The following is a 23,479-nucleotide window of genomic DNA, read 5'->3' on the forward strand; positions in this document are numbered from 1 at the left end:
GGGCTCTTCCAAGTGTTTTTCTGCGACCGCGAGGTCACCCAAATCAACCTTAGAACCAGCTAGAATCTAACCCGGCAGTGTCACCTATGTGTCTAGACACCTGTTACCTATGTGTCTGTGCTATACAAAGTGCCCACCCTACGTCACTGCGGGCTCTGCGCGGTCGCCAAGGCGGTAGGTTCGAAGGCCTCGCCCCTACTGGGGCGTGCCTCTTCGAATCGTCCATCTGCCGTCGCCGCAGGGCGAGGGCGCCGCGAGCCGAGGGCGCGCGCTGTAACACCAGCTCACACGCCTCCTTTGCTCAATCGATGAGACCGCGTGGGCACAAGTGCCCACCCTACGTCACGCCACGGCAAGCAAGCTCAGTTCAACAACCTGTTGAACCCTCTACCTATTTAATGGCAAACTGATACCTCCTAGCGCAGTCAACCAGGAGCCCCCCATGACCACCCTGACCGGCGGCAACCTCCCAGCAGCCAAATTCTCCGCCAAACGCCTGCTCCGCATCGCCCTGATCACCGCCGCCATCCTGATGGCGCCCCTCATCGCCATGCAGTTCACCCGCGAAGTCAACTGGACCTTGAGCGATTTCGTGGTCATGGGCGTCCTGCTGATGGGCACCGGCCTCCTCTTCGACCTCGCCGCGCGCAAGATCCAGACGCGCAAGGCCCGACTGATCACGATCGGCGTCATCGCCTTCGGCTTCCTCTTCATCTGGGCCGAACTGGCCGTCGGCCTGGTGGGCAGCCCCTTCGCCGGCTCCTGAACCAGGCAGGCACCATGACAAAGGCCGCTCGAGAGCGGCCTTCCTTATTGATTACAAGTCGTACTTCACCTCCGCCAGCCAGGTCCTCTGCGGATACGGATGGAAGTTCCAGTACTTGTAATTGTTCAGGTTATCGACCCCGACCGCCACGCTCCACTGCTTGTTCAGGCGGTAGGTCGCCCGCAAATCCGCCGTGAAGTACTTGCTCGCACCCTGGTAGGCAAACCCGTTCGGATCCGAGTTGTCCAGCGTCGAAAACTGATCGCCGCTGTAGCGCGCCGCCAGCGTCAGCGCCAGCCGGTCATTGAAGCGATACGTCGCCACCCCGGTCGCCCGCCACTCGGGAATGCGTGGCTGGCGCTTGCCTACACTTGCAGGGAACTTGTCATTGCGCTCGATCGTCGAATCGGTCCAGGTCAGGCTGCCATTCAGGTCGAGTCCGGGCTTGAACACGTCCGTTGCGCCATAGGCCAATTCAAACCCTTGCGTATCGATGCGCCCGACGTTCTGCACGTTGGTCACATTCGGCGTCACCAGCACATTGGTCTGCGAATACAGCGCATCCTTGGTGCGCTCGCCGAAGGCGGTCAGACGCAGCGAACCGGTCTCGAGCTTGCGTTCGGCCGTCAGCTCGCCGGTCCAGGAGCGCTCCGGCTGTAGATCGGGATCGTTGTTGATCAGGACGCCCGCGCCGTTCACGCCGCCCTGGTAGAGCTCGGAAACGGTCGGCATGCGCACCGCGCGGCCGAGCGAGGCTTTCAGCGTCCAGTCCGGCGTGGCCTGCCAGGCCAGCGCCGCTTTGGGCGAAGCAACATTCTCGCGCCGCTCGCCGTGCGCCACCGTGACGGTCGCATTCGCCGTGCGGCCATCGCTGGCTTCCCAGCGCTCCAGGCGCAGGCCGAGCACGGCTTTCCAGCTTGGCGCGAAGCGCCAAGTGTCCTGGCCATATAAGGCCTGGGTCCGGGTGCGGCCGCCGAAGGCCGCATTGCGCGCGCCCGGGGCGCCGTCGATCCAGTTAACGGTCGCGCGTTCGATGCTGGACAGTTTGTAGGCTTCGCGCTGGTAACCGAACTCGACGACGTGACCGGCGCCCGGTCGCCAGATGCCTTTGGCGGCAAAGGTGTTCCAGCCGGTGCCGCTCCCGTCGACAATACGCCCTGCCCCGCCGTTCAGGGCGCCGGGCACGGAGGTGGTACCGGCGCGCAGCTCATCCTGGTCGTAATCGTAGAGGCTGGCCGCCAGCTCCCAGTCGAACACGCCTTTCGTGTTGCTCTTCACCGACAGGCCATGCATCAGGTGGCGCAGTTCCTCGTTGGAGACGTTGAAGTCGGTCTGCCCGAGCGTATAGCTGCGGCCTCCAATCGTGACGGGGCCGCTGTAGACGGGCTGGCCCGTGCCGTTCCTCAGGTAGCTGGCGGGCCGCCCTTCCGATTCGTTCTGCCACACGCCCAGCACATAGGTCGCGCGCACGGTGGGAGAAAAATCGTAGGCCAGCTTGGCTTTCAGGTGGTCCTGCACCGTGTGGTATTGGGTGGCGGTGCCGAGGATCAGCCAGTCGCGGTAGCTGCGGTCCTGGCCCGGTACGGCGCCGGTGACACTGTCTGCAGCACTGGTGACCGTGCCGGCTGAAGGGAGCCGGGTCACAAAAGTCTGCGGCTGGCCGTCGCTGTCGTTGCGGCTGAGGTCGATGAACCAGGACCAGGCGCCCTGCCTGTTGCCGAGCGAGATGCTGCCCTGGCGGCCATTGAAATCCTCATGCGTGTTGTAGAGCCGGAAAGGCTGGTACGACAGCGAGAACTTGGCGTGCGCCTCGAAGCGGCGCGGCATGCGTGTGACGTAGTCGACGACGGCGCCGACGGAATTGCCGCCATAGGCCGCCGAGAAAGGTCCGTAGAGCACATCGACGCGCTCGATCTCGCTGGGCGTGACCATGCCCCAGCGCGGCGCGAAGGTGGCGCCATTGCCGAGGTAGTTCGAGAGCAGGATGCCGTCGGCGTAGACGGCCGAGCGCGCACTGTTGCCGGTACCCGAGGCGCGCGTGGAAAGCACGGCGTGGTTGTAGTCGCCGATGTAGCGCTTGCGCACCAGCAGGCTGGGCAGATATTTCAGTGCGTCTTCGGCATCGGTGGCGTTAATGGTGCGCGCGATCTCGGCCGCGGTGATGCCTTCGATCGTGGTCGGGATCTGGGTCGGCAGCGAGGTCGGACGGTTGCCGGTGACGACGACCGTGCCCATCTGTTTTTCGGGTGCGGTGTTTTCCTGGGCCTGGGTGGCGCCGGCGCATGCGGCAGCGATGGCCACAGCCAAGGCGGATTTCGTTGGTTTCATGTTGTTCCTGTTCGTTTCGGTCGCTGCAAGCCGGCGTCCAGCCATTGGATGCCGCGACATGGGCGTGCGTGCCCGACGGCCGCGCGAATACGGCGATCCTCAGGCAGCTCGGCGAAGAATCAGGAAAGGACGGGCGGTGCGCGCGATTGCGGCGCGGCCCAGTGAAACAGCGGCGCGGGCGCCGCGTAGAACAGGGAGGGAAGAAGCTGAGCGCCGGCATCGAACAGCACGCTCGAGGTCGTCGACAACAAGCCCGGCGTGTGATGCTGGTCCACGCAATACGGGCAATGTTTTAATGGGTCAGGCCCGAGATCGGGCAGCCCCGGCGCTTTGACCTCGACGGCATGGGCGCTACAAATCGGGAAGTCGACCGGCTGCGCCGCGCGCACGAAAGCGTGCGAGAGCGTGGGTGCGAGCGCACCGAACAGGATCGCGAAAACGGCGATCCAGCTGGTCAGCGTATGTCGAATGAGCCGCTTCATGCACCAAGTATAACGAAGGCGGCGCGCGTGCGACATGCGGGCCGCCTACAAACAACGATTACGCCGATTCCTTGAGCTGCTCCAGAATCGCCGGATTTTCCAGCGTCGACACGTCCTGGGTGATGGTCTCGCCCTTGGCCAGCACGCGCAGCAGGCGGCGCATGATCTTGCCCGAACGCGTCTTCGGCAGGTTGTCGCCGAAGCGGATTTCCTTTGGCTTGGCGATCGGACCGATCTCCTTGCCGACCCAGTTGCGCAATTCGGCAGCCAGCTTCTTGGCATCCTCGCCGGTTGGACGCGCGCCCTTGAGCACCACGAAGGCGCAGATGGCTTCGCCCGTGGTGTCGTCCGGCTTACCGACCACGGCCGCCTCGGCCACGTTCGGGTTGGCGACCAGCGCCGACTCGATCTCCATCGTGCCCATGCGGTGGCCCGAGACGTTCAGCACGTCGTCGATGCGGCCGGTGATGGTGAAGTAACCCGTGTCCTTGTTGCGGATCGCGCCGTCGCCGGCCAGGTAGTATTTGCCGCCCAGCTCTTCAGGGAAGTAGCTGGTTTTAAAACGCTCCGGATTGTTCCAGATGGTGCGGATCATCGACGGCCATGGGCGTTTGACCACCAGGATGCCGCCCTGCCCGTTCGGCACGTCGGCACCGGCTTCGTCGACGATCGCCGCCATGATGCCAGGCAGCGGCAGCGTGCAGGAACCCGGCACCATCGGCGTCGCGCCCGGCAGCGGCGTGATCATGTGGCCGCCCGTCTCCGTCTGCCAGAAGGTATCGACGATCGGGCAGCGTTCCCCGCCGACGTTCTTGTAGTACCACATCCAGGCTTCCGGATTGATCGGCTCGCCGACCGAGCCCAGCAGGCGCAGCGAGGACAGGTCGTATTTCTGCGGGTGGAATTCCGGATTCACGTCCGAGGCCTTGATCAGCGATCGGATCGCGGTCGGCGCCGTGTAGAAAATGCTGACCTTGTGCTTGGCGATGGTTTCCCAGAAGCGGCCGGCGTTCGGGAACGTAGGCACGCCTTCGAAGACGATCTCGGTGGCGCCGACGGCCAGCGGACCGTAGGCGATGTAGCTGTGGCCGGTGACCCAGCCGATGTCGGCCGTGCACCAGAACACGTCGTCAGGCTTGATGTCGAAGGTCCATTTCATCGTCAGCGCCGCCCACAGCAGGAAGCCGCCCGTCGAATGCTGGACGCCCTTCGGCGTGCCGGTCGAACCCGAGGTGTAGAGGATGAAGAGCGGATGCTCGGCATCGACCCATTCCGGTTCGCAGTCGGCGGACTGGTTGTCGACCAGTTCGTTCAGCCAGATGTCGCGGCCTTTATTCCAGGCGATGTCGCCACCGGTGCGCTTGTAGACAATCACGTCCTTGATCGTGTCGCAGCCGCCCAGCGCCAGCGCTTCGTCGACGATGGCCTTCAAAGGCAGCGACTTGCCGCCGCGCTGTTGCTCGTCGGCCGTAATGACGGCCACGGCGCCGGCGTCGATGATGCGTTCCTGCAGGGATTTCGCCGAGAAGCCGCCGAAGACGACCGAATGGGTCGCACCGATACGGGCGCAGGCTTGCATCGCGGCCACGCCTTCGATCGACATCGACATGTAGATGATGACGCGGTCACCCTTCTTGATGCCGCGGGATTTCAGGCCGTTGGCGAACTTGCAGACGCGCTGGTGCAGCTCGCGGTAGGTGACGTTGGTCACGGCGCCGTTATCGGCTTCGAAGATGATGGCCGTCTTCTCGGCGTTACCGTTCAGCAGATTGCGATCGAGGCAATTGTAGGAGGCGTTCAACTGCCCATCGTTGAACCATTGGTAGAACGGTGCGTTCGATTCGTCGAGGGTCTTGGTAAAAGGCTTTTGCCAGTCGAGGTGTTCCGTGGCCAGGCGGCCCCAGAAGCCTTCGTAGTCGCCAGCGGCTTCCGCGCACAGCTTGTCGTAGGCTTCCATGCCGGCAATGGCGGCGTTCGCGGTGAATTCCTTTGGCGGCTGGAACACGCGGTTCTCTTGCAAGCCATGGTTCTCGTCGGTGATCTCGTTCTCGGCCATGCTAGTCTCCATCATGTAGTAGTTTTGCCAGACACCTTAGGCGTGCTCGCTTACTGAGCGCTTACAGGCTCGGAAACGGCACACCTCCCTGTTCCGGTGCGATTTTACCAAGCTTGCCACAAAGCGGCGCTATTCGAGATGGTGGTCTGCAAGCGTGCGCCAGAGGTGTAAAATGATGGGCTGAATTTTGTCGGAACCCTGGAGCCGTACTCGATGTCGCAAAATCTCCCCGCAAACGAACAACGCAAGCTCACCCCGCTCAACAACCTGATTTTCGCCAGCCGCTGGCTGCAGTTGCCGCTCTACCTGGGCCTGATCCTGGCGCAGTGCGTCTACGTGTTCCATTTCTGGGTCGAACTCAAGGACCTGATCGGCGCCGCATTCGGCAATGCCGATTCGCTGCAGCACATCCTCGAAGCCGTGGGCATGACGAACGGTCCGAAGAAGCTGACGGAAACGACCATCATGCTGGTCGTGCTCGGCCTGATCGACGTGGTCATGATCTCGAATCTCCTGATCATGGTGATCGTCGGCGGCTACGAGACCTTCGTCTCGCGCATGAACCTGGAAGGCCATCCGGACCAGCCGGAGTGGCTGTCGCACGTGAACGCCTCGGTCCTGAAGACCAAGCTGGCCATGGCGATCATCGGCATCTCCTCGATCCACCTGCTGAAAACCTTCATCAACGCAGCGAACTACGAAGACAGGGTACTGATCGCCCAGACCGTGATTCACTGCGCATTCCTGCTGTCGGCCCTGGCCATTTCCTGGACCGACCGTATTACCACTCACACGCATCACCAGTCCAAGCATCACTAACACCTCTACCCTACCTCGAGAATAGTCATGACAGTCATCAAACAGGAAGACCTGATCGAATCGGTCGCCGCCGCGCTCCAGTACATCAGCTACTACCACCCGGCTGACTACATCCAGCACCTGGCGCGCGCCTACGAGGCCGAGCAAAGCCCGGCGGCGAAAGACGCCATCGCCCAGATCCTGACCAACTCGCGCATGTGCGCCGAAGGCAAGCGCCCGATCTGCCAGGACACCGGCATCGTCAACGTCTTCCTGAAGATCGGCATGGGCGTGCGCTTTGAAGGCTTCAGCGGCTCCGTCACCGACGCCGTCAACGAAGGCGTGCGCCGCGCGTACAACTTCGCCGACAACAAGCTGCGCGCCTCGATCGTCGCCGACCCGCACTTCGAGCGCAAGAACACCAAGGACAACACCCCGGCCGTCGTTCACATGGAACTGGTCGAAGGTGACACCGTCGACGTAAAGGTCGCGGCCAAGGGCGGCGGCTCGGAAAACAAGACCAAGTTCGTGATGCTGAACCCGTCCGACTCGCTGGTCGACTGGGTCCTCAAGACGGTGCCGCTGATGGGCGCCGGCTGGTGCCCGCCGGGCATGCTCGGCATCGGTATCGGCGGCTCGGCCGAGAAAGCCATGCTGATGGCGAAAGAGTCGCTGATGGAAGACATCGACATGTACGAACTGAAGCAGCGCGGCCCGCAGAACAAGCTGGAAGAACTGCGTATCGAACTGTGCGACAAGATCAACGCGCTCGGCATCGGCGCCCAGGGCCTCGGCGGCCTGACCACCGTGCTCGACGTGAAGATCAACATGTACCCGACCCACGCGGCATCGAAGCCGGTCGCCATGATCCCGAACTGCGCGGCCACCCGCCACGCCCACTTCGTGCTGGACGGCTCGGGCCCTTCGTACATCGAACCGCCTTCGCTCTCGACCTGGCCTGAAGTGCACTGGACCCCGGACACCGAGAAATCGAAGCGCGTCGACCTCGACACGCTGACGAAAGAGGAAGTCGCTTCCTGGAAGCCGGGCCAGACCCTGCTCCTGAACGGCAAGATGCTGACCGGCCGCGATGCCGCGCACAAGCGCATCCAGGACATGCTGGCCAAGGGCGAATCGCTGCCGGTGGACTTCACCAACCGCGTGATCTACTACGTCGGCCCGGTCGATCCGGTGCGTGACGAAGTCGTGGGCCCGGCCGGTCCGACCACCGCGACCCGCATGGACAAGTTCACCGACATGATGCTGGAGAAGACCGGCCTGATCTCGATGATCGGCAAGGCCGAACGCGGCCCGGCCGCGATCGAATCGATCCAGAAGCACAAGTCGGCCTACCTGATGGCGGTCGGCGGCTCGGCCTACCTGGTCTCGAAGGCGATCAAGTCGGCCAAGGTCGTCGGCTTCGAAGACCTGGGCATGGAAGCGATCTACGAGTTCGACGTCCAGGACATGCCGGTCACCGTCGCCGTCGATTCGACCGGCACCTCGGTGCACCAGACCGGTCCGAAGGAATGGGCGGCGAAGATCGAATCGCTGAAGGGCATTCCGGTCAACGCAATCTAAACGAAAGGTGGGCGGGTCTCCCGCCCACGCGTTCAACCTGCGTTTGCATACCACCATGCTCCCTACCGCCCCCGACGCCCCCATCGGCATCTTCGATTCCGGCGTCGGCGGCTTGTCCGTCCTGCGCCACATCCGCGCGCAGCTCCCGCACGAACACCTCATTTACTTCGCCGACTCCGGCTTCGCCCCCTACGGCGACAAGCCCGAACACGTCGTCACCGCACGCGTGCTGGCAATCGGCGCCTTCCTGGTCGACCAGGGCGCGAAAGCCATCGTCGTCGCCTGCAACACTGCCACCGTCGCCGCGATCGCCGCCCTGCGCGCACGCTATCCCGGCATGCCCATCGTCGGCGTCGAACCCGGCCTGAAGCCGGCCGCCGCCTCCAGCCGCAACGGTTTAGTGGGCGTGCTGGCCACCGAACGTACCCTCAGCGGCGCCAAGTTCCTGCTGCTGCGCGACCAGGTCGCCGAGAACACCGGCGCGCGCTTCCTGCTGCAGCCCTGCATCGGGCTGGCCGACCAGATCGAGTTCGGCACCCTGGAATCGAACGAGACCGACGCCCTGCTGCGCCGCTTCATCCTGCCCCTGCTGGATGAAGGCGCCGACACCCTGGTGCTCGGCTGCACCCACTATCCGCTGGTGCAAGCCTCGATCGAACGCGTGATCGCCACCTGCACGGATCGCCCGGTCACCCTGATCGACACCGGCGAGGCCGTGGCGCGCCAGCTGGCGCGGCTGCTCTCGGCGGATGGCATCGCACGCGCAGCCGGCGCTGTGCCCGCCCGCCTCGACGGCTACACCAGCGCCAGCGGCACCGCCTTGTCCGCCGCCTTCAACGGCCTGCTCGGCCTCGATCCGCCTGTGCACGAGGTCGCAGGCAGTGCTGCCGACGGCATCGTGATCGGACCGAACAATTAGATTTGCCAGTTTGCTTCGGAGTTTGTATAATCTTGTTCTGTCTCGGCAGTGCTGAGATAGAAAGCAAGACAATGGTGGCTGTAGCTCAGTTGGTAGAGTCCAGGATTGTGATTCCTGTTGTCGTGGGTTCGAGTCCCATCAGCCACCCCAAAGATTCAAGCGAAAAGCCCGGTCGATGACTGGGCTTTTTGCATTTCAGCCCCTGGGGCCTCTTCTTACACCCCAGCCGTCTGCACCCGCGCGATCGTCTCGATCAGCTCATCCGCCGCCACCGGCTTCACCAGGTGCGCGGCAAACCCCGCCTCCTCCGACATGCGCCTATCCTGCGCCTGCCCATAGCCGCTGACCGCCACCAGGGCGCTGTCGCCGCAGCACGGCAAGCCCCGCAAGGCGCGCGCCAGTTCGTGCCCGCTCATGTCGGGTAAGCCGATGTCGAGCAGGACGACGTCGAACTCGCCGTGCGACGCGGCCGCCAGCGCGCCCTGGGCCGAATGCTCGACCCGCACGCTGTGTCCCGCGGTTTCGAGCAGCATGCCGAGCGTGGCGGCGGCGTCGACATTGTCGTCGACCACCAGGATGCGCCGCCCGGCTGCCGGCATGGGAACAGTCGCGGCGCGCGCAGCCGGCGCCGCGCCGACGGCCTCCGTCAGCACCGGCAGGCGCACCGTGAACACGCTGCCCTTGCCCTGCCCTTCGCTCTGCGCTTCCACGCTGCCCTCGTGCAGCTCGACCAGCTTCTTGACCAGGGCCAGGCCCAGCCCGAGGCCGCCCTGGGCGCGGTCGGGCGTGCGCTCGGCCTGGGTGAACAGGTCGAACACGACCGGCAGCAGCTCAACCCCAATGCCGATGCCGTTGTCGCGCACCTGCAGGACCGCCTGGCCGTCCTGCTCTTGCAGCGACACCTGCAGCGCCCCGCCGTCGGGCGTGTATTTCGCCGCGTTGTTGAGGAGGTTGACCGCCACCTGGATCAGGCGCGTGCGGTCGCCGCTGACGAACAGCGGCTGCGGCGCGATCTCGAGCGCCAGGCGGTGGTGCCTGGCCTCGACCACCGGCATGATCTGCTCGACCGCTTCGCGCACGACGGCGCCGAGTTCGACCTGCGTCTTGTTGATCGTGACCAGGCCGCGCGTGACGCGCGAGACGTCCAGCAGGTCGTCGACCAGGTGGGTCATGTGGGCGACCTGGCGGCTGATCACTTCGCTGGTCTGCCTGATGCGCGGTTCGCCGGCGAACAGCACGCGCAGCAGCTGGGCGGCGCTGCTGATCGGCGCCAGCGGATTGCGCAGTTCGTGCGCGAGCATGGCGAGGAACTCGTCCTTGCGTTCGTGCTCGCGCTGCAAATCGGCCTGCTGGCGCTGCAGGTGGTCGAGCATGCGGTTAATCGATCGGGCGAGGGTGACCGTTTCGCTGCTGCCGGCCAGTTGGGCGCGGCGTTCGCTGATGCCCTCCTCGCCCAGTTTGGCGGCGAACTGTCCGAGCCTGCGCAGGTCGCGCGTCAGGTTGAGCGAGAGGCGCGAACCGAGCAGGAACACGACCAGGGCCAGCAGCGCGGCGGTGGCGATGATCAGGCTGTACTGCGACCAGGGCGTTCCCAGGTCGTCGTCGAACGCGGAGACGTCGAGGCGCAGCTTTAGGCCCAGGTGGGCGAATTCTCCCGGCACCTTCACCGGCTGCTCGAGGCTGTTCCCCTTCGGCGTCACGCGCGTCTGGCCCGCCCAGGTCAGGACCGAGGTCGGCACCGGCCGCAAGTCGCGCAGGCCGATCTTGTAGGCGAGCGCGCCCTCCGGCGTATTCGTGCGCGAATAGCGCAGCAGGCTGACACCGACCAGTTCCGCACCCTGCGGACCATCGAAGATGGCGGCGGTGTCGCGGCCACGGTCGATCTGCGCGCGCAGCCAGTCCATCTGCTGCGCGTCGAAGCGCTCCTGGCCGTTGCCGGCGATCGGCTTGCCTTCGAAATCGGTGAACAGGACCTGGACCGGGATGCCGTTAATCTGGCGCAGGCTGCCCAGGAAAGGCGTCAGGTAGGTCTCGCGCCCGGCGCTGTCGACCAGGGCAGTGGCCAGGATGGGACTGTTCGCGACGTCGGTCATGCGCGAGGCCAAGGTCGCGAGCGTGGTGCCCACCATGTTCGCGTTATAGGCCGTCTCGCGCTGCTGCAGCACGGCGAGCGCGGCCGCATGCTGGCGGTTTACCAGCCAGAACGAGGCCGCGGCCACCAGCAGCACTGCCGCCGCGGTCAGGACGGCCGCCGCGATCGCGAAGCGCCGCGTGAGGCTGCCGGGCCGCAGCGTGGACCACATGATCATCGGTCGTCGGTCGGCACCAGCGTACCGTCCGGACGATAGCGTGCGATCAGGAGTTCGCGTTCGCCCAGCGCCTCATGGCGCCGGGGAGTGAACGGCGGCGCATAGGTCTTGACCAGGCCGCGGTGCACTTTCAGCTTTTCCAGGGCGTCGCGCACCGCCTTGCGGTCGGTGCTGCCGGCCAGGTCGATTGCCTTGGCCAGAATGTGCATCAGGTCGTAGCTGTGCGCCACACCAACCGGTCCCTGGATGTCTTCAATGCGGCGGATCTTTGACACCGCCGCCAGGCTCTTCATGAAGCGCGCCAGCTGCTGCTTGTCGGCCCTGAAGAAGGAGAAGGTCTGGATCACGGAGAAGTCGACCTGCTGCAGCGCCGGGCCGGCCTGCTTGGTGAACTCGCCGCCGGTCACGCCCCAGTGGCTGAGGATGGGCAGGTGCTGCGCCTTCGGCAGTGCCGCGACTTCACGCACCAGCACGGCCGCCTCGTCGTCGTTGGCGACCAGCACGACGGCCTGGGCGCCGGCGCGGCGCAAGGATTCGTAGCGCGCGACCAGGGTCTGGTCGCGCCAGTTGTACCAGGCCGTCTGCACGATGCGCAGGTCCTTGCTGGCGGCGACGTACTCCTCGGCCGCCGCCAGATTGCTGCGTCCCCAGGAGGTATTCGTCAGCAGCAGGCCGACGCGGCGCAGGCCGCGCTTGCGCGCCGTCTCCAGCAGTTTGGGCATGGCCAGGCTGTCGCGCAGCGACAGGCGGTAGACGTAGTTCGGCTGCATGCCGTTATCGACGATCATGTCGGCCGAAGACCAGGGCGCCATGAACAGGGTCCTGGTCGCCTTCAGGGTCGGCAATTCTTCGATGACGACCGGGCTGAAGCGGCCGCCGAAGACGGCGACCAGGTCCGGCATGCGCGCGAATTCCTCGATGTTGCGGATGCCGCGCGCCGGCAGCGAGCGATGGTCCTTGGTGACCAGCTCGAGCGGCCGTCCACCCAGCACGCCGCCGGCGCGGTTGATCTCGCCGATGGCGGTGCGCAGGCCCAGTTCCACGGCCTGGGCCGAGGTGCTGTTGTCGAGACCGAATTCGGCATCGAGTCCGATGCGGACAGGTGCCGGCCCGGCCACGGCGCCCGTGCAGGACAGGACCAACAGCGTGCCCAGCGCCAGCAGGCGGACGAGGGCGGAACGGCGGCGGACGGCGGTGAAAATCGGCATAGGCGGGACAAAAGTGAAGTCCGGTATTGTAATCGCTAAGCTCGAAACCCCTACGCACGGCCCGGCGGCATGGACGGGTCAGCCGTGCGCAAATGGAAAAAGCCACCTGCGAGGGCCGCAGGTGGCTTTTCCTGTAAGGCGCCGGCTTGGCCGGCCCTGCTTGATCAGTAACGGTTCGGGTTGTTCGGACGCGCATCGGCGCGGTTCGGCACGCCGTCGTTGTCGCGGTCGCGGTCCATGCGGTTCGGGATGCCGTCACGGTCGCGGTCGCCTCGCTGCCAGCCGCCGCGCTCCATCACCCAACCGTTGTCGCGCTGGCGCCATTCAGGACGGGCATAGACGTAGCCGGCGCGGACGCGCTCGTAATGGCCTTTGGTCCAGACATAGCGGCGGCCGTTCCAGTTCCAGTAACCCGGGATCCATTCATAGCCGCGGCGTGCCGCCGGAACCGCTTCGCGACGCAGTGGCGGTGGCGCCTTCTGCACGACGATCACTTCGGTTCGTGGGTGATGCTGTGCTTGCGCCACCGGCGTGAAGGCAGCGGTACTGATCACGGCAGCTGCAACAGTGAAGAGGATTCGTTTCATGGTAGTGCTCCTTTCGGTTCGGTGTGAGATCACTATAGCCAAACGTTCTGGTACACAGTAGAACTGATGCAAGTGCTTACAATCGATACATTTGGCGGGAATCCATTAACAGACTGGAAACCTTATGCTACTCCGCCGCGGCTTTTTCCCGCGCACGGACGAGTTCGCCAACCCGCAAAATGAAACAGCCGGCGCGAGGCCGGCTGTTCGTCATGCGGAAATACGTCAGGAAATTAGTCGAGCTTCCATGCGTAGTCGACCTTGGCCCAGGTCTGGGCTGGCGCGCCATCCTTGGTGCCCGGCTTGAACTTGCAAGCCGACAGGCCTTTCTGGGCTGCCTTGTCGAGGCCTTTGAAACCGCTCGACTTGTCCAGCTTCGAATCGGCGACGCTGCCGTCGGCGTTGACCAGGAACGACATCGAGGTCGTGCCCTGCTCTTCATTCATCAGCGATGCTTTCGGGTATTCGACCTTGCACTTCGACGGATCGAAGGAAGCTGGGGTTTCAGCGGCGAAGGCCGAGCCGGCAACGGCGGCGAAAGCGATGGTGGCGATGAGGTTCAGGCTGGTTTTTTTCATGATTATCGTTCCTAAGTTGAGTTGGTCTGCCGCTGACTGCTGCGGTCTTTCAGTGTCTCCGGCGGGATGCCGTCAATTAAAAAAATTTAAAATTCTTCCCATTCGTCGCTGCCTGCGGCAACCGGGGCCTTGCTTGGCTTGGCTGCGGCCGGAGCGGGCTTCTTGAGTGCCGGGCGGGCCGGACGTGCTGCCGGGGTCCGGACAGCCGGCAGGGTCGCTGCCGGCTTGGCTGCCGGTGCCGCCTGTGCCGCGACGACCGGCTCCAGGCTGTGCTCCTCGCCTTCGACCAGCTTGAAGATGCTGACCACGCGGCTCAGTTCACCGGCCTGGTCCTGCAGGCTCTGGGCGGCTGCGGCGGCCTCTTCCACCAGGGCCGCATTCTGCTGGGTCATGCTGTCCATCTCGATGATCGACATGTTGACCTGTTCGATGCCGGCGCTCTGCTCGGCGCTGGCGTTGGCGATCTCGCCCATGATGTCGGTCACGCGCTTCACGCTCGCCACCACTTCGTCCATCGTCACGCCGGCCTGGCCGACCAGCTTGCTGCCGCGCTCGACCTTCTCGACGGAGTCGCCGATCAGGGTCTTGATCTCTTTTGCCGCCGCAGCCGAACGCTGGGCCAGGTTGCGCACTTCCGAGGCCACGACCGCGAAGCCGCGGCCCTGCTCGCCGGCACGTGCCGCTTCGACGGCCGCGTTCAGCGCCAGGATGTTGGTCTGGAAAGCGATGCCGTCGATGACGCCGATGATGTCGGCGATCTTGCTGGCCGAGCTGTTGATCTCGCCCATGGTGCCGACCACTTGCGAGACCACGTCGCCACCCTTGCGGGCAACGTCCGAGGCGCTTGCCGCCAACTGGTTGGCCTCGCGGGCATGCTCGGCGTTCTGGCGCACGGTGGTGGTCAGGGTTTCCATCGCCGAGGCGGTCTTTTCCAGCGAGCTGGCCTGCAGTTCGGTACGCGAGGACAGGTCGATGTTGCCGGCGGCGATTTCACGCGAGGCGGTGCCGATGGTTTCGGTGCCGCGGCGCACCTGGCCGACGATGTCGACGAGGCTGTTGCGCATGCCGCTCATTTCGGCCAGCAGGCTGCCCTTCTCGGCGGTACGGGTGTCGATGGCGATGGCCAGGTTGCCGTGGGCGATGCTGCCGGCAATGCGGGTGGTGTAGTCCGGCTCGCCGCCCAGCTGCTTGATCAGGCCGCGGGTGATGACCCAGGCGGCGGCCACGCCCATGGCGACGGCGGCGATCAGCATGGCGATCATGAAGTTACGGGCGTTCACGAAGGCACTGGCCGCTTGCTCCTGGCTTTCGGCGCTCTGCTTGTCTTCCAGCACAACCAGCTTGTCCAGCGCTTCGGTCCACTTCTTCTGGACCGGACGCACTTCCTTGATCATGACGCGGGTCGCGCTCATGGCGTCGTTGGCCAGATAGAGCTCGGAAGCCTTGGCGATGGCCGGCATCGCGGTCGCCTCATGGCCCTTGATCTCAGCCAGCAGCGCCTTTTCGGCATCGGTGCCTTCGGCGGCGAAGATCTTGGCGACCTTGTCCTGGGCTGCGGTGTACAGGGCGGTCTGTTCCTTGAACTTCTTGAGCTCCGGTTCCATTTCGGTGGCGTCGGTCATCAGGGTCAGGACGCGCAGCGAAGCGAGGCGGTCTTGCACGTTGTTGCGCATCTCGATGACGGCACGGCTCGACACATTATTGACGCTGACCACGTGATCGAGGCGGTCCTGGATCTGTGCCATGCGCAGGACGCCGACCACGGTCACTGCAACGAGCAGCACCAGCACCAGGGCAAAGCCCAGTCCCAGACGCATGCCGACTTTCATCTTCGATAAATTCATTTCGCTTTCCTGTCTGTTGATCAGATTTGCTTCGCTGGTGCCGTCGTGGAAGCTGCATTCCTTCTCGGCAAGTTGCCGGTAGGATAAATCAAAAGCTGTCCGCCGAGGCTCCATAAAAGTGCATTTCCACATATTTATGAATTCGGCGGATCACATCTGTTGCAAATCTTCAATCCCGTGCTCGAAATTATGGATGGGGTCTTGCCCTAGGGCAAGCAGACGTTTGACCTGTCTACACAAATCGGCGTTTCCGTGTAGTAAATTTCCTACACGCAAGCAAAAGAGAACGGGTGTTCTTGTCGAGCTCGCCACACTACATGACGTGCGGCAAGCGAAATGAATTTCAAGGCAATGATTTACTTGCAATACGACGCGCATCGGGCGTGTACAGGGGCGCGTCGATGGCGTGCAGGGAGGAATGAGGCAGCAGGCGGACGGTTTTGCGGCCGCCTGCAGAGTAGGACGAGACTTACAGGGAACGAATCTGCGCAGCCGCTTCGAGGAGGAGTTGCGGGTCGGCGCCAGCCAGTTTCTTCGGATCCGAGAGCATCTGGCGGAATGCCCGCGCGCCCGGCAGGCCAGCCGTCAGGCCCAGCATGTGGCGCGTGATGCTGTTGAGCTTCAGGCCATGGCCGCCGTATTGCGCCAGCTGGGCCGTGATATACGGCACCATCGCCGCCAGCACCTCGGCGCGCGTCTTCGGTGGCGTATCGTCGCCGTAGAAGCGGGCGTCCCAGTTCGCCATCAGGTAGGGGTTGTGATAGGCCTCGCGTCCGAGCATGACGCCGTCCACGTGCTGCAAGTGCAGCGCGATCTCGTCGTCGGTCTTGATGCCGCCGTTGATGATGATCTCCAGCTCGGGGAACTCGCGCTTGAGCTGGTAGGCCACTTCGTAGCGCAGCGGCGGAATCTCGCGGTTTTCCTTGGGCGACAGGCCCTTCAGGATGGCATTCCGGGCATGGACGATGAAGGTACGGCAGCCGGCCTCGGCGATCGTGCCGATAAAGTCGCGCACGAAGCCGTATTCCTCGTTCTTGTCGATGCCGATGCGGTGCTTGACCGTGACGTCGATCGTGACCGCGTCGCGCATCGCCTTGACGCAGTCGGCCACCAATTGCGGCTCGTTCATCAGGCAAGCCCCGAAGGCGCCGCGCTGCACGCGCTCGGACGGGCAGCCGCAGTTCAGGTTGATCTCGTCGTAGCCCCACTCCTGCCCCAGCTTCGCGCTCTTCGCCAGGTCGGCCGGCTCGCTGCCGCCCAGCTGCAGCGCGACCGGGTGCTCGATCCCGTCATAGCGCAAGTGGCGCTCGACGTCGCCGTAGACGAGCGCGCCGGTGGTCACCATCTCGGTGTAGAGCCAGGTGTGGCGGGTGATCTGGCGGTGGAAGACGCGGCAGTGGCGGTCGGTCCAGTCCATCATCGGGGCGACCGACAGACGGCGGCCCGGCACCTGCGAGGGAGTTGTTTCGAGAGTCATGTGAACAGAAGATTTCGGCGGCGCCGCACAGGGGCGCCGCGCATGCGGGACCGGTATTGTACCGCAGCGGCCGCCCGCGAGCGCGGGCGCCCTCTTCTCAGCCGCCGAACAGCCGCTGGCAGGCCAGCCCGAGCTGGTTGCGCTCCTCGTCGGCCGTCATGCCGTTACTGAAGCGCATCTGCGAGGACTCCACCGGCTTCGTGTGCAGCGCGGTGACGGCGTGCACGATGGCCTGCGGGCGCAGGTTCAGGCGGTCGACGATGATCTGGAACAGGAACTGGTCCACGCCCCAGCCGCTAATGGTCCACAGGTCCAGGCGGACCAGTTCGTCGATCACGGCGCGCGACAGGCAGGGCATCATGCCTTCGACGAAAGGAATCGGCTCGACCTCGATGCTGGTCTTTTTCAAGGTGAAAGGCAGCGAATAAAAACTGTTCAGCGACAGCGCCGGCTGGGCGATGTCGAGCGCGAACATGTCGACGTAGTCGAAGAACTTGTTGATGTCGGCGTAGCTGATGAAGATGTCGCTGTTCAGGAACTGGACCACCTCGTACTCGGGCGGGATCAGCGGGAACAGCTTGTGCAGCGACTCGCCCCACATCTCCGAGACGAAGCTGAAATGGCCCTTCCAGCCGGGCAGGCTGGTGCACAGCTCGGTCGCCTCGGAGCCGTCGAAGGAATAAGTCATCAAGTCGAAATTCGGCGCCGCGTCCTGGGACAGCAGCGAACCCCAGGCCGCGCTGGGCGAGATGACGACGAGGCGCTTGCGGCGCCAGTTGGCGCGCAGGACCGGTTTCAGAGGTTGCAGTTCGGTGTACGTGAAGTCCATGGGTGTCCTGTTTACGGTTGAACGGGCGCTGCGGAAGCGTCCTGCGTGGGAAATCCGGGCGGCGCGCTGCGGCGCAGGCCTTCCGCGAGCGGCATGCGCGGCTGCCAGCCAGGCGGCGCCGTGAAATCGGTCCAGGCCTGCATGGTCTCGCGTGGGCGATAGGGGCGCTCGCCCCAGCCGACGTTCACGCGCGCGCCGAGCGCGGCCTCGAAGGCGGCGACCAGGTCCTTGAGGCGCAGCGGCGCGCCGGAGGAGACGCCGTAGTGCAGCTGCACCGGACCGGCATCGCGCAAGAAGCGTTCGGTGGCGAGATAGGCCTCGACCACGTCGTCGATGTAGACCATGTCGAGCAGCTGCTCGCCGCCCGACATCGACAGGGCCTGGCCGCTCGCCGCCGCCTTCCACAGGGCGCTCATCAGCTTCGGGCGCGGATCGTCGGGGCCATAGGTGTCGAACAGCGCCAGCGTCGCCACCGAGAAGCCGAGCGCATTCACGTAATAAGCCAGCAGCGTCTCGAAGGCCTGCTTGGTGGCGGCGTACAGGTTCACCGGATCGTAGGCGCGGTTCTCGAAGTGCTGCCAGGCCGTGCCAGTGTTCACCAGCAGGCGCACGCCGTTGGCGGCCATCGCTTCCAGCAGCCGGGTCGGGAACAGGATGTTCGCCTCGATCAGGTTTTCGATCTCCTCTGGCTTGTGCTGGGCGAGGAAGACGGCGGCCAGGTGGAACACGGCGTCGGGCGCGGCGGCGCGGACGATTTCGGTCAGTTCGGCCGTCGCGCCGCTTGACCGGTGTAAGGTCAGCCGGTCGAGGATGGGCGCCAGCGGCGCGAGGCTGGAGCCTGCGCGCAGCAGCACGTGCACCTCCCAGCCCTCCTCCACCAGGCGGCGCGCCAGGTGCGAACCGACGAAGCCGCTGGCGCCGGTGACGAGTGCGCGGCGCTTAGTCATACGTAAATGGGCTGTCGAAATCGGCCAGCGCGGCAAAGGCGGCGTCGCGCGGCGAGACTAGCGGGTTCGCCGCCGGCCACTGGACGCCGATCGAATCCCAGCGCACGCCCTCGTCCTGCTCGGGCGCGTAGACGCTGGTGACGTTGTAGACCAGGGTCGCCAGCTCGCTGGTCGCGCAGAAGCCGTGCGCCATCCCGGCGGCGATGTAGAGCGCGTTGCCCTGGCTGGCGCTGAGCGTGAAGCTGCGCGTCTGGCCATAGGTCGGCGAGCCCCTGCGCAGGTCGAGCACGACGTCGAACACCTCGCCGTGCACGCAGTAGACCAGCTTCGCGTGCTGGGCCGGCGGCTTTTGGAAATGCATGCCGCGCACCACGCCGCGATGCGAGTGCGAATAGTACTGCTCGACGAATCCGGCCTCGAGGCCGAGCGCGCGGAAGGCGCCCTCGTGGAAGGTCTTCACGAAGCGCCCGCGCGCGTCTTCCAGCACGCGCGGCTGCAGCAGCAGGCAGCCCGGCAGGCCGGTGTCCTGCGTCTCGAACATCAGAAATTCACCCCGAAGAATTCCTCGAGCTTCTCGACCATGTAATCGATGTGCGCGTGGGTCAGGCCGGGCCAGGTGCCGAGCCAGAAGGTCTGGTTCATGACGATGTCGGTGTTCGTCAGGTCGCCGCTGACGCGGAAGTGTTGGCCGATCATGTAGGGCTGGCGCGTCAGGTTACCGGCAAACAGCAGGCGGGTGGCGATCTTGTGCTGGTCGAGGTAGTTCAGCAGGTCGACACGGGCGACGCCGCTGCCTTCCTTGAGCACCAGCGGGAAACCGAACCAGGATGGATCGGAGTTCGGGGTCGCCTGCGGCAGGTGCAGGAACTGCGCGCAGCCGGCCAGGCGTTCGCGCAGGTAGGCGAAGTTGGCCTTGCGCGCCTGGACGAAATCGTCGAGGCGGTCGAGCTGGGCCAGCGCGCAGGCCGCCTGCATGTCGGTGATCTTCAGGTTGTAGCCGAGGTGGCTGTAGGTGTACTTGTGATCGTAGCCTTCCGGCAGGTCGCCCAGCTTCCAGCAGAAGCGCTTGTTGCAGGTGTTGTCCTTGCCCGGCGGGCAGTAGCAGTCGCGGCCCCAGTCGCGGAAGGATTCGGCGATCAGCTTCAGTTCCGGATTATTCGTGAACACGGCGCCGCCCTCGCCCATCGTGATGTGGTGCGCCGGGTAGAAACTCAGGGTGGCGATGTCGCCGAAGGTGCCGACCAGCTGGCCGTTGTAGGTCGAGCCGAGCGCGTCGCAGCAATCCTCGATCAGCCACAAGTTGTACTTGCGGCACAGCGCCACCACGACCTCCAGGTTGAAGGGGTTGCCGAGCGAGTGGGCCAGCATGATGGCTTTCGTCTTCGGCGAGATCGCCGCTTCGATCTTCGATGCATCGATGTTGTGGGTGTCGAGGTCGACGTCGACGAACACGGGCACGGCGCCGAACTGCAGGATCGGATTCACCGTCGTCGGGAAGCCGGCCGCCACGCCGATGACCTCGTCGCCCTTCTTGATGGCGCGTTCGCCGAGGCGGCTCGAGGTCAGGGTTGAGAAGGCGACCAGGTTGGCGGACGAGCCCGAATTCACCGTGATCAGGTATTGGACGCCGAGATAGCGCGCCAGGCGCTGCTCGAACTCGGCGTTGAAGCGGCCGGTGGTCAGCCAGCCGTCCAGGCTCGCCTCGACCATGTTCTTCAGTTCGGCCGCGCCGAGCACCTTGCCCGACACCGGCACCGGCGTCTGGCCCGGCACGAAAGGCTGGGGCGCGAAGGCGATGGCGGCATACTCTTCCACCAGGGCGGCGATCTGGCTGCGCAGTGCGGCGGGCGACTTGTCGGCGAAATGGATCGGGGCGGTACTCATGTCAGTCCTTGTTCATATTCTGTTGCGTATAGCTTGCAATCTGCTCCAAACAGACGGCGCGCATGTCGGCGCCCTGCAGCCAGGCGCGCTGCCACTCGAGCACGCGTGCCAGGGCCTGCGCCAAATCCCAGCGCGGGCGCCAGCCGAGGCGTGCCCCGGCTTTCGAAATATCCAGTTTAAGGTAATGCGCTTCGTGGGGATGTTCGCCAGCGTCGCGCCGCCAGCTGGCGCCCTCGCCCCAGCCTTCCACCAGGCGTTCGACGATCCACTGCACGGGTTGGGCATCAAGCTCCTGCGGCCCGAAGTTCCAGCCTTCGGCCAGCGCCGCGCCGTCCTCGACCAGGCGCTGCGCCAGCACCAGGTAGCCGGCCAGCGGTTCCAGCACGTGCTGCCAGGGGCGGATCGCGGACGGGTTGCGGATCGCGACCGGCTCGCCCGCCGCGAGCGCGCGCAGGATGTCGGGTACCAGGCGATCCAGCGCCCAGTCGCCGCCACCGATGACGTTGCCGGCGCGAGCCGAGGCCAGCGCCACGCCGCCGCCTGCGAGGAAGGAGCGGCGGTAGGCGCTGGTCACCAGTTCGGCGCAACCCTTGCTGCTGCTGTAGGGATCGAAGCCGCCCATGGCTTCGTTCTCGCGGTAGCCCCAGACCCACTCGCGGTTTTCATAGCACTTGTCGGTGGTGACGTTCACGATGGCGCGCACGCCGGGCGTATGCCGTGCAGCCTCCAGCACGTGCACCGTGCCCATCACGTTGGTCGCATAGGTCGCGACCGGTTCCGCATACGAGAGGCGTACCAGCGGCTGGGCCGCCAGGTGCAGCACGATCTCGGGACGCACGGCAGCGAAGACGGCGCGCACGGCGGCTTCATCGCGGATGTCGGCGCGGGTGTCGCTGGCCATGCCGGCGGCCACGTTGGCCACGGCGTACAGCGCCGGTTCGGTCGGCGGATCGAGCGCCAGGCCGTGCACCTCGGCGCCGAGCGACTGCAGCCACAAGGCCAGCCAGCTGCCCTTGAAGCCGGTGTGGCCGGTGAGCAGGACGCGCTTGCCCTGCCAGAAGGCCGGTTCAAAGGGAGGAGCAGATGCGGCCATCATCGGGTCCACATCTTCCAGGGTGCGCGGCCGGAGCTCCACAGCTCCTCTAACATGTGCTTGTCGCGCAGGGTGTCCATCGGCTGCCAGAAGCCGTGGTGTTCCCAGGCCATCAGCTCGCCCGCCTGCGCGAGTTTCATGAGCGGCTCCTGCTCCCAGATCGTCTGGTCGCTCTCGATGGTCGACAGCACCTTCGGCGAGAGGACAAAAAAGCCGCCGTTGATCATGCCGCCGTCGCCTTTCGGCTTTTCCATGAAGTCGACCACCTGTCCGGCGCGGATGTCGAGCGCGCCGAAACGGCCGGGCGGCCAGGTCGCGGTCACCGTGGCGGCCTTGCCGTGGCTCTGGTGGAAGGCCACCAGGGCCGTGATGTCGATGTCGCCGACGCCGTCGCCGTAGGTGAAGCAGAAGGCTTCCTCTTCCTGCACGTAGTCCGCCACGCGGCGCAGGCGCCCGCCCGTCATCGAATCGTCGCCGGTATCGACCAGGGTCACCTTCCAGGGCTCGGTGCGGCGCTCGTGCACGTGCATCTTCTTTTCGCGCAGGTCGAAAGTGACGTCCGAGGTATGCAGGAAGTAGTTGGCGAAGTACTCCTTGATCACATAGCCCTTGTAGCCGCAGCAGATCACGAAGTCGTTGATGCCGTGCGCCGAGTACATCTTCATGATGTGCCACAGGATCGGCTTACCGCCCAGTTCCACCATCGGCTTCGGGCGCAGGCTCGTTTCTTCGCTGAGGCGGGTGCCGAGACCACCGGCGAGAATGACTGCTTTCATGGGTTCCTCATCCAGGTCAGGCCGCTCATGCATCCGATGCCACGAAGGCATCGGAACGGAAGCGCCGCGGCGGCAGGCCGGCCGCGCTCAGTGCCGTCTCGGCTGCGCGCACCATCGCCTCGTTGCCGCAGGCGTAGACGACGGCGCGGGCGAGATTCGGGGCTTCGGCCAGGTACACGTCCTGCACGTGGCCGCGCGCGCCCTGCCAGTCCTCGCCGGCGCGCGAGAGCACCGGCACGTAGCGCTGGCCGGCATCGACCGCGTTCACGTCCCAGTACAGGTCGGGCTGCGTGCGCCCGCCCCAGAAGACCGCGACGCTGGCCGGACGCGCGTCAAGCGCCAGCTGCGCGATTTCTTCCAGCATGGCTTTCACGGGCGCGATACCGGTGCCGGTCGCCAGGAAGACCAGGTCCATGCCGGCGACCTCGCGCAGGACGAAGGTGCCGAGCGGACCGTTCAGGCGCAGCAGGTCGTTCTGTTTCGCCGCGCCGAACCAGTAGGCGCTCAGGACGCCGTCTTCCACCTGGCGGATGTGCAGCTCGACGCGCGGGCCCTGCGCGTTCGCCAGCGAATAGCTGCGCCGCACGTTGCCGGCCGCGAGGATGTCGACGTATTGGCCGGGCCGGTAGTTGAACACGGCGTTCGGCGGCAGGCGCAGGACCACTTTCATGACGTCGGGCGCCAGCGGCGCGATGGCCTCGATCCGGCAAGGCACGATGCGCGCCGGCGCCAGGTCCAGGCCGCCCAGCACGTTGGCTTCGACCGTCAGGTCGCTGGTGGCGCTGCGCACGCAGGCCAGCACCCAGCCGTTTGCGCGCTCGCGTTCGGTGAGGCCCGTTTCCGGATGCAGCGCGCTACTGTCGCCGCTGGTGATGCGGCAGGCGCAGGTGCTGCAGCGGCCGCTGCGGCAGCTGTAGGGCAGCGTCACGCCGGCGCGCGCCGCCGCGTCGAGCAGGGTCTCGCCCGGCTCGCTGTCGAATTCCCTGCCCTCTCCCAGTGCGATACGAAACGCCATGC

General features: G+C 65.2%; 20 protein-coding genes and 1 tRNA gene. 5 read left to right on the forward strand and 16 right to left on the reverse strand.

The annotated features are described in order from the left end of the window. Positions 1–442: 442 nt before the first annotated feature. Positions 443–766, forward strand: coding sequence for a hypothetical protein (locus C2862_RS10895; RefSeq protein ID WP_136220151.1), 324 nt, complete (start codon positions 443–445; stop codon positions 764–766). Between the two features lie 51 nt (positions 767–817). On the opposite strand, the gene C2862_RS10900 is transcribed toward C2862_RS10895, so the two are convergent. From C2862_RS10900 to acs, 3 genes are all read right to left on the reverse strand, one after another. Then, complete coding sequence (locus C2862_RS10900) at positions 818–3,094, reverse strand: TonB-dependent receptor (protein ID WP_136220152.1); 2,277 nt, start codon at positions 3,092–3,094, stop codon at positions 818–820. Between the two features lie 119 nt (positions 3,095–3,213). Continuing rightward, positions 3,214–3,612, reverse strand: a complete 399-nt coding sequence (locus C2862_RS10905; protein ID WP_136220153.1) for a DUF2946 domain-containing protein — start codon at positions 3,610–3,612, stop codon at positions 3,214–3,216. A gap of 22 nt (positions 3,613–3,634) precedes the next feature. Continuing rightward, a complete protein-coding gene (gene acs, locus C2862_RS10910) occupies positions 3,635–5,632 on the reverse strand; it encodes an acetate--CoA ligase (RefSeq protein ID WP_136220154.1) in 1,998 nt (665 codons plus the stop codon). A 213-nt stretch (positions 5,633–5,845) separates the two neighbouring features. Here acs and C2862_RS10915 point away from each other — a divergent pair, with 213 nt between their 5' ends. The 4 genes from C2862_RS10915 to C2862_RS10930 all read left to right on the forward strand — a co-directional run bounded on the left by C2862_RS10915 (position 5,846) and on the right by C2862_RS10930 (position 9,080). Next, entirely contained in the window at positions 5,846–6,451 is a 606-nt protein-coding gene (locus C2862_RS10915; protein ID WP_136220155.1) for a TIGR00645 family protein, read from the forward strand. Positions 6,452–6,478: 27 nt separating this feature from the next. Continuing rightward, a complete protein-coding gene (locus tag C2862_RS10920) occupies positions 6,479–8,011 on the forward strand; it encodes a fumarate hydratase (protein WP_136220156.1) in 1,533 nt (510 codons plus the stop codon). 55 nt (positions 8,012–8,066) lie between these two features. After that, entirely contained in the window at positions 8,067–8,930 is an 864-nt protein-coding gene (gene murI, locus C2862_RS10925; RefSeq protein WP_136220157.1) for a glutamate racemase, read from the forward strand. A gap of 74 nt (positions 8,931–9,004) precedes the next feature. Then, positions 9,005–9,080: transfer RNA gene (locus tag C2862_RS10930), tRNA-His, on the forward strand. A 65-nt stretch (positions 9,081–9,145) separates the two neighbouring features. Here the strand turns inward: C2862_RS10930 and C2862_RS25500 are convergent. From C2862_RS25500 to C2862_RS10995, 13 genes are all read right to left on the reverse strand, one after another. Then, entirely contained in the window at positions 9,146–11,233 is a 2,088-nt protein-coding gene (locus C2862_RS25500) for an ATP-binding protein (RefSeq protein ID WP_229467382.1), read from the reverse strand. Positions 11,234–11,235: 2 nt separating this feature from the next. Further along, a complete protein-coding gene (locus C2862_RS10940) occupies positions 11,236–12,447 on the reverse strand; it encodes an ABC transporter substrate-binding protein (protein WP_136220158.1) in 1,212 nt (403 codons plus the stop codon). A gap of 164 nt (positions 12,448–12,611) precedes the next feature. Further along, entirely contained in the window at positions 12,612–13,034 is a 423-nt protein-coding gene (locus C2862_RS10945; RefSeq protein WP_136220159.1) for a YXWGXW repeat-containing protein, read from the reverse strand. Between the two features lie 233 nt (positions 13,035–13,267). After that, positions 13,268–13,612, reverse strand: coding sequence for an energy transducer TonB (locus C2862_RS10950; protein ID WP_210735957.1), 345 nt, complete (start codon positions 13,610–13,612; stop codon positions 13,268–13,270). Between the two features lie 86 nt (positions 13,613–13,698). Further along, the gene (locus C2862_RS10955) at positions 13,699–15,456 is read right to left on the reverse strand and encodes a methyl-accepting chemotaxis protein (RefSeq protein ID WP_229467383.1); all 1,758 of its coding nucleotides are present in this window, start codon (positions 15,454–15,456) and stop codon (positions 13,699–13,701) included. 469 nt (positions 15,457–15,925) lie between these two features. Beyond that, entirely contained in the window at positions 15,926–16,933 is a 1,008-nt protein-coding gene (gene dusA / locus C2862_RS10960; RefSeq protein WP_136220160.1) for a tRNA dihydrouridine(20/20a) synthase DusA, read from the reverse strand. 97 nt (positions 16,934–17,030) lie between these two features. Beyond that, positions 17,031–17,762: a hypothetical protein gene (locus C2862_RS10965; protein ID WP_136220161.1), complete on the reverse strand. Its 732-nt coding sequence runs from the start codon at positions 17,760–17,762 to the stop codon at positions 17,031–17,033. A gap of 11 nt (positions 17,763–17,773) precedes the next feature. Beyond that, on the reverse strand, positions 17,774–18,709 hold the full coding sequence (locus C2862_RS10970) for an NAD(P)-dependent oxidoreductase (RefSeq protein ID WP_136220162.1): 936 nt from the start codon (positions 18,707–18,709) through the stop codon (positions 17,774–17,776). After that, complete coding sequence (gene rfbC, locus C2862_RS10975) at positions 18,702–19,250, reverse strand: dTDP-4-dehydrorhamnose 3,5-epimerase (RefSeq protein WP_136220163.1); 549 nt, start codon at positions 19,248–19,250, stop codon at positions 18,702–18,704. Before rfbC ends, C2862_RS10970 begins: the two co-directional genes overlap by 8 nt. Then, positions 19,250–20,593, reverse strand: coding sequence for a lipopolysaccharide biosynthesis protein RfbH (rfbH, locus tag C2862_RS10980; protein WP_136220164.1), 1,344 nt, complete (start codon positions 20,591–20,593; stop codon positions 19,250–19,252). The genes rfbC and rfbH overlap by 1 nt, the downstream gene beginning before the upstream one ends. 1 nt (position 20,594) lies before the next feature. Beyond that, positions 20,595–21,686 carry a CDP-glucose 4,6-dehydratase gene (rfbG, locus tag C2862_RS10985; RefSeq protein WP_136220349.1) on the reverse strand — a complete coding sequence of 364 codons (1,092 nt, stop codon included), beginning with the start codon at positions 21,684–21,686 and terminating at the stop codon, positions 20,595–20,597. Further along, positions 21,686–22,462, reverse strand: a complete 777-nt coding sequence (gene rfbF, locus C2862_RS10990) for a glucose-1-phosphate cytidylyltransferase (protein ID WP_136220165.1) — start codon at positions 22,460–22,462, stop codon at positions 21,686–21,688. The genes rfbG and rfbF overlap by 1 nt, the downstream gene beginning before the upstream one ends. Positions 22,463–22,487: 25 nt before the next feature. Next, positions 22,488–23,477 (reverse strand): 2Fe-2S iron-sulfur cluster-binding protein, encoded by a 990-nt coding sequence (locus C2862_RS10995; RefSeq protein ID WP_136220166.1) that lies wholly within the window; start codon positions 23,475–23,477, stop codon positions 22,488–22,490. Positions 23,478–23,479: the final 2 nt, after the last annotated feature.

Source organism: Massilia sp. Mn16-1_5, assembly GCF_004798585.1.
Lineage (GTDB): Bacteria > Pseudomonadota > Gammaproteobacteria > Burkholderiales > Burkholderiaceae_D > Telluria.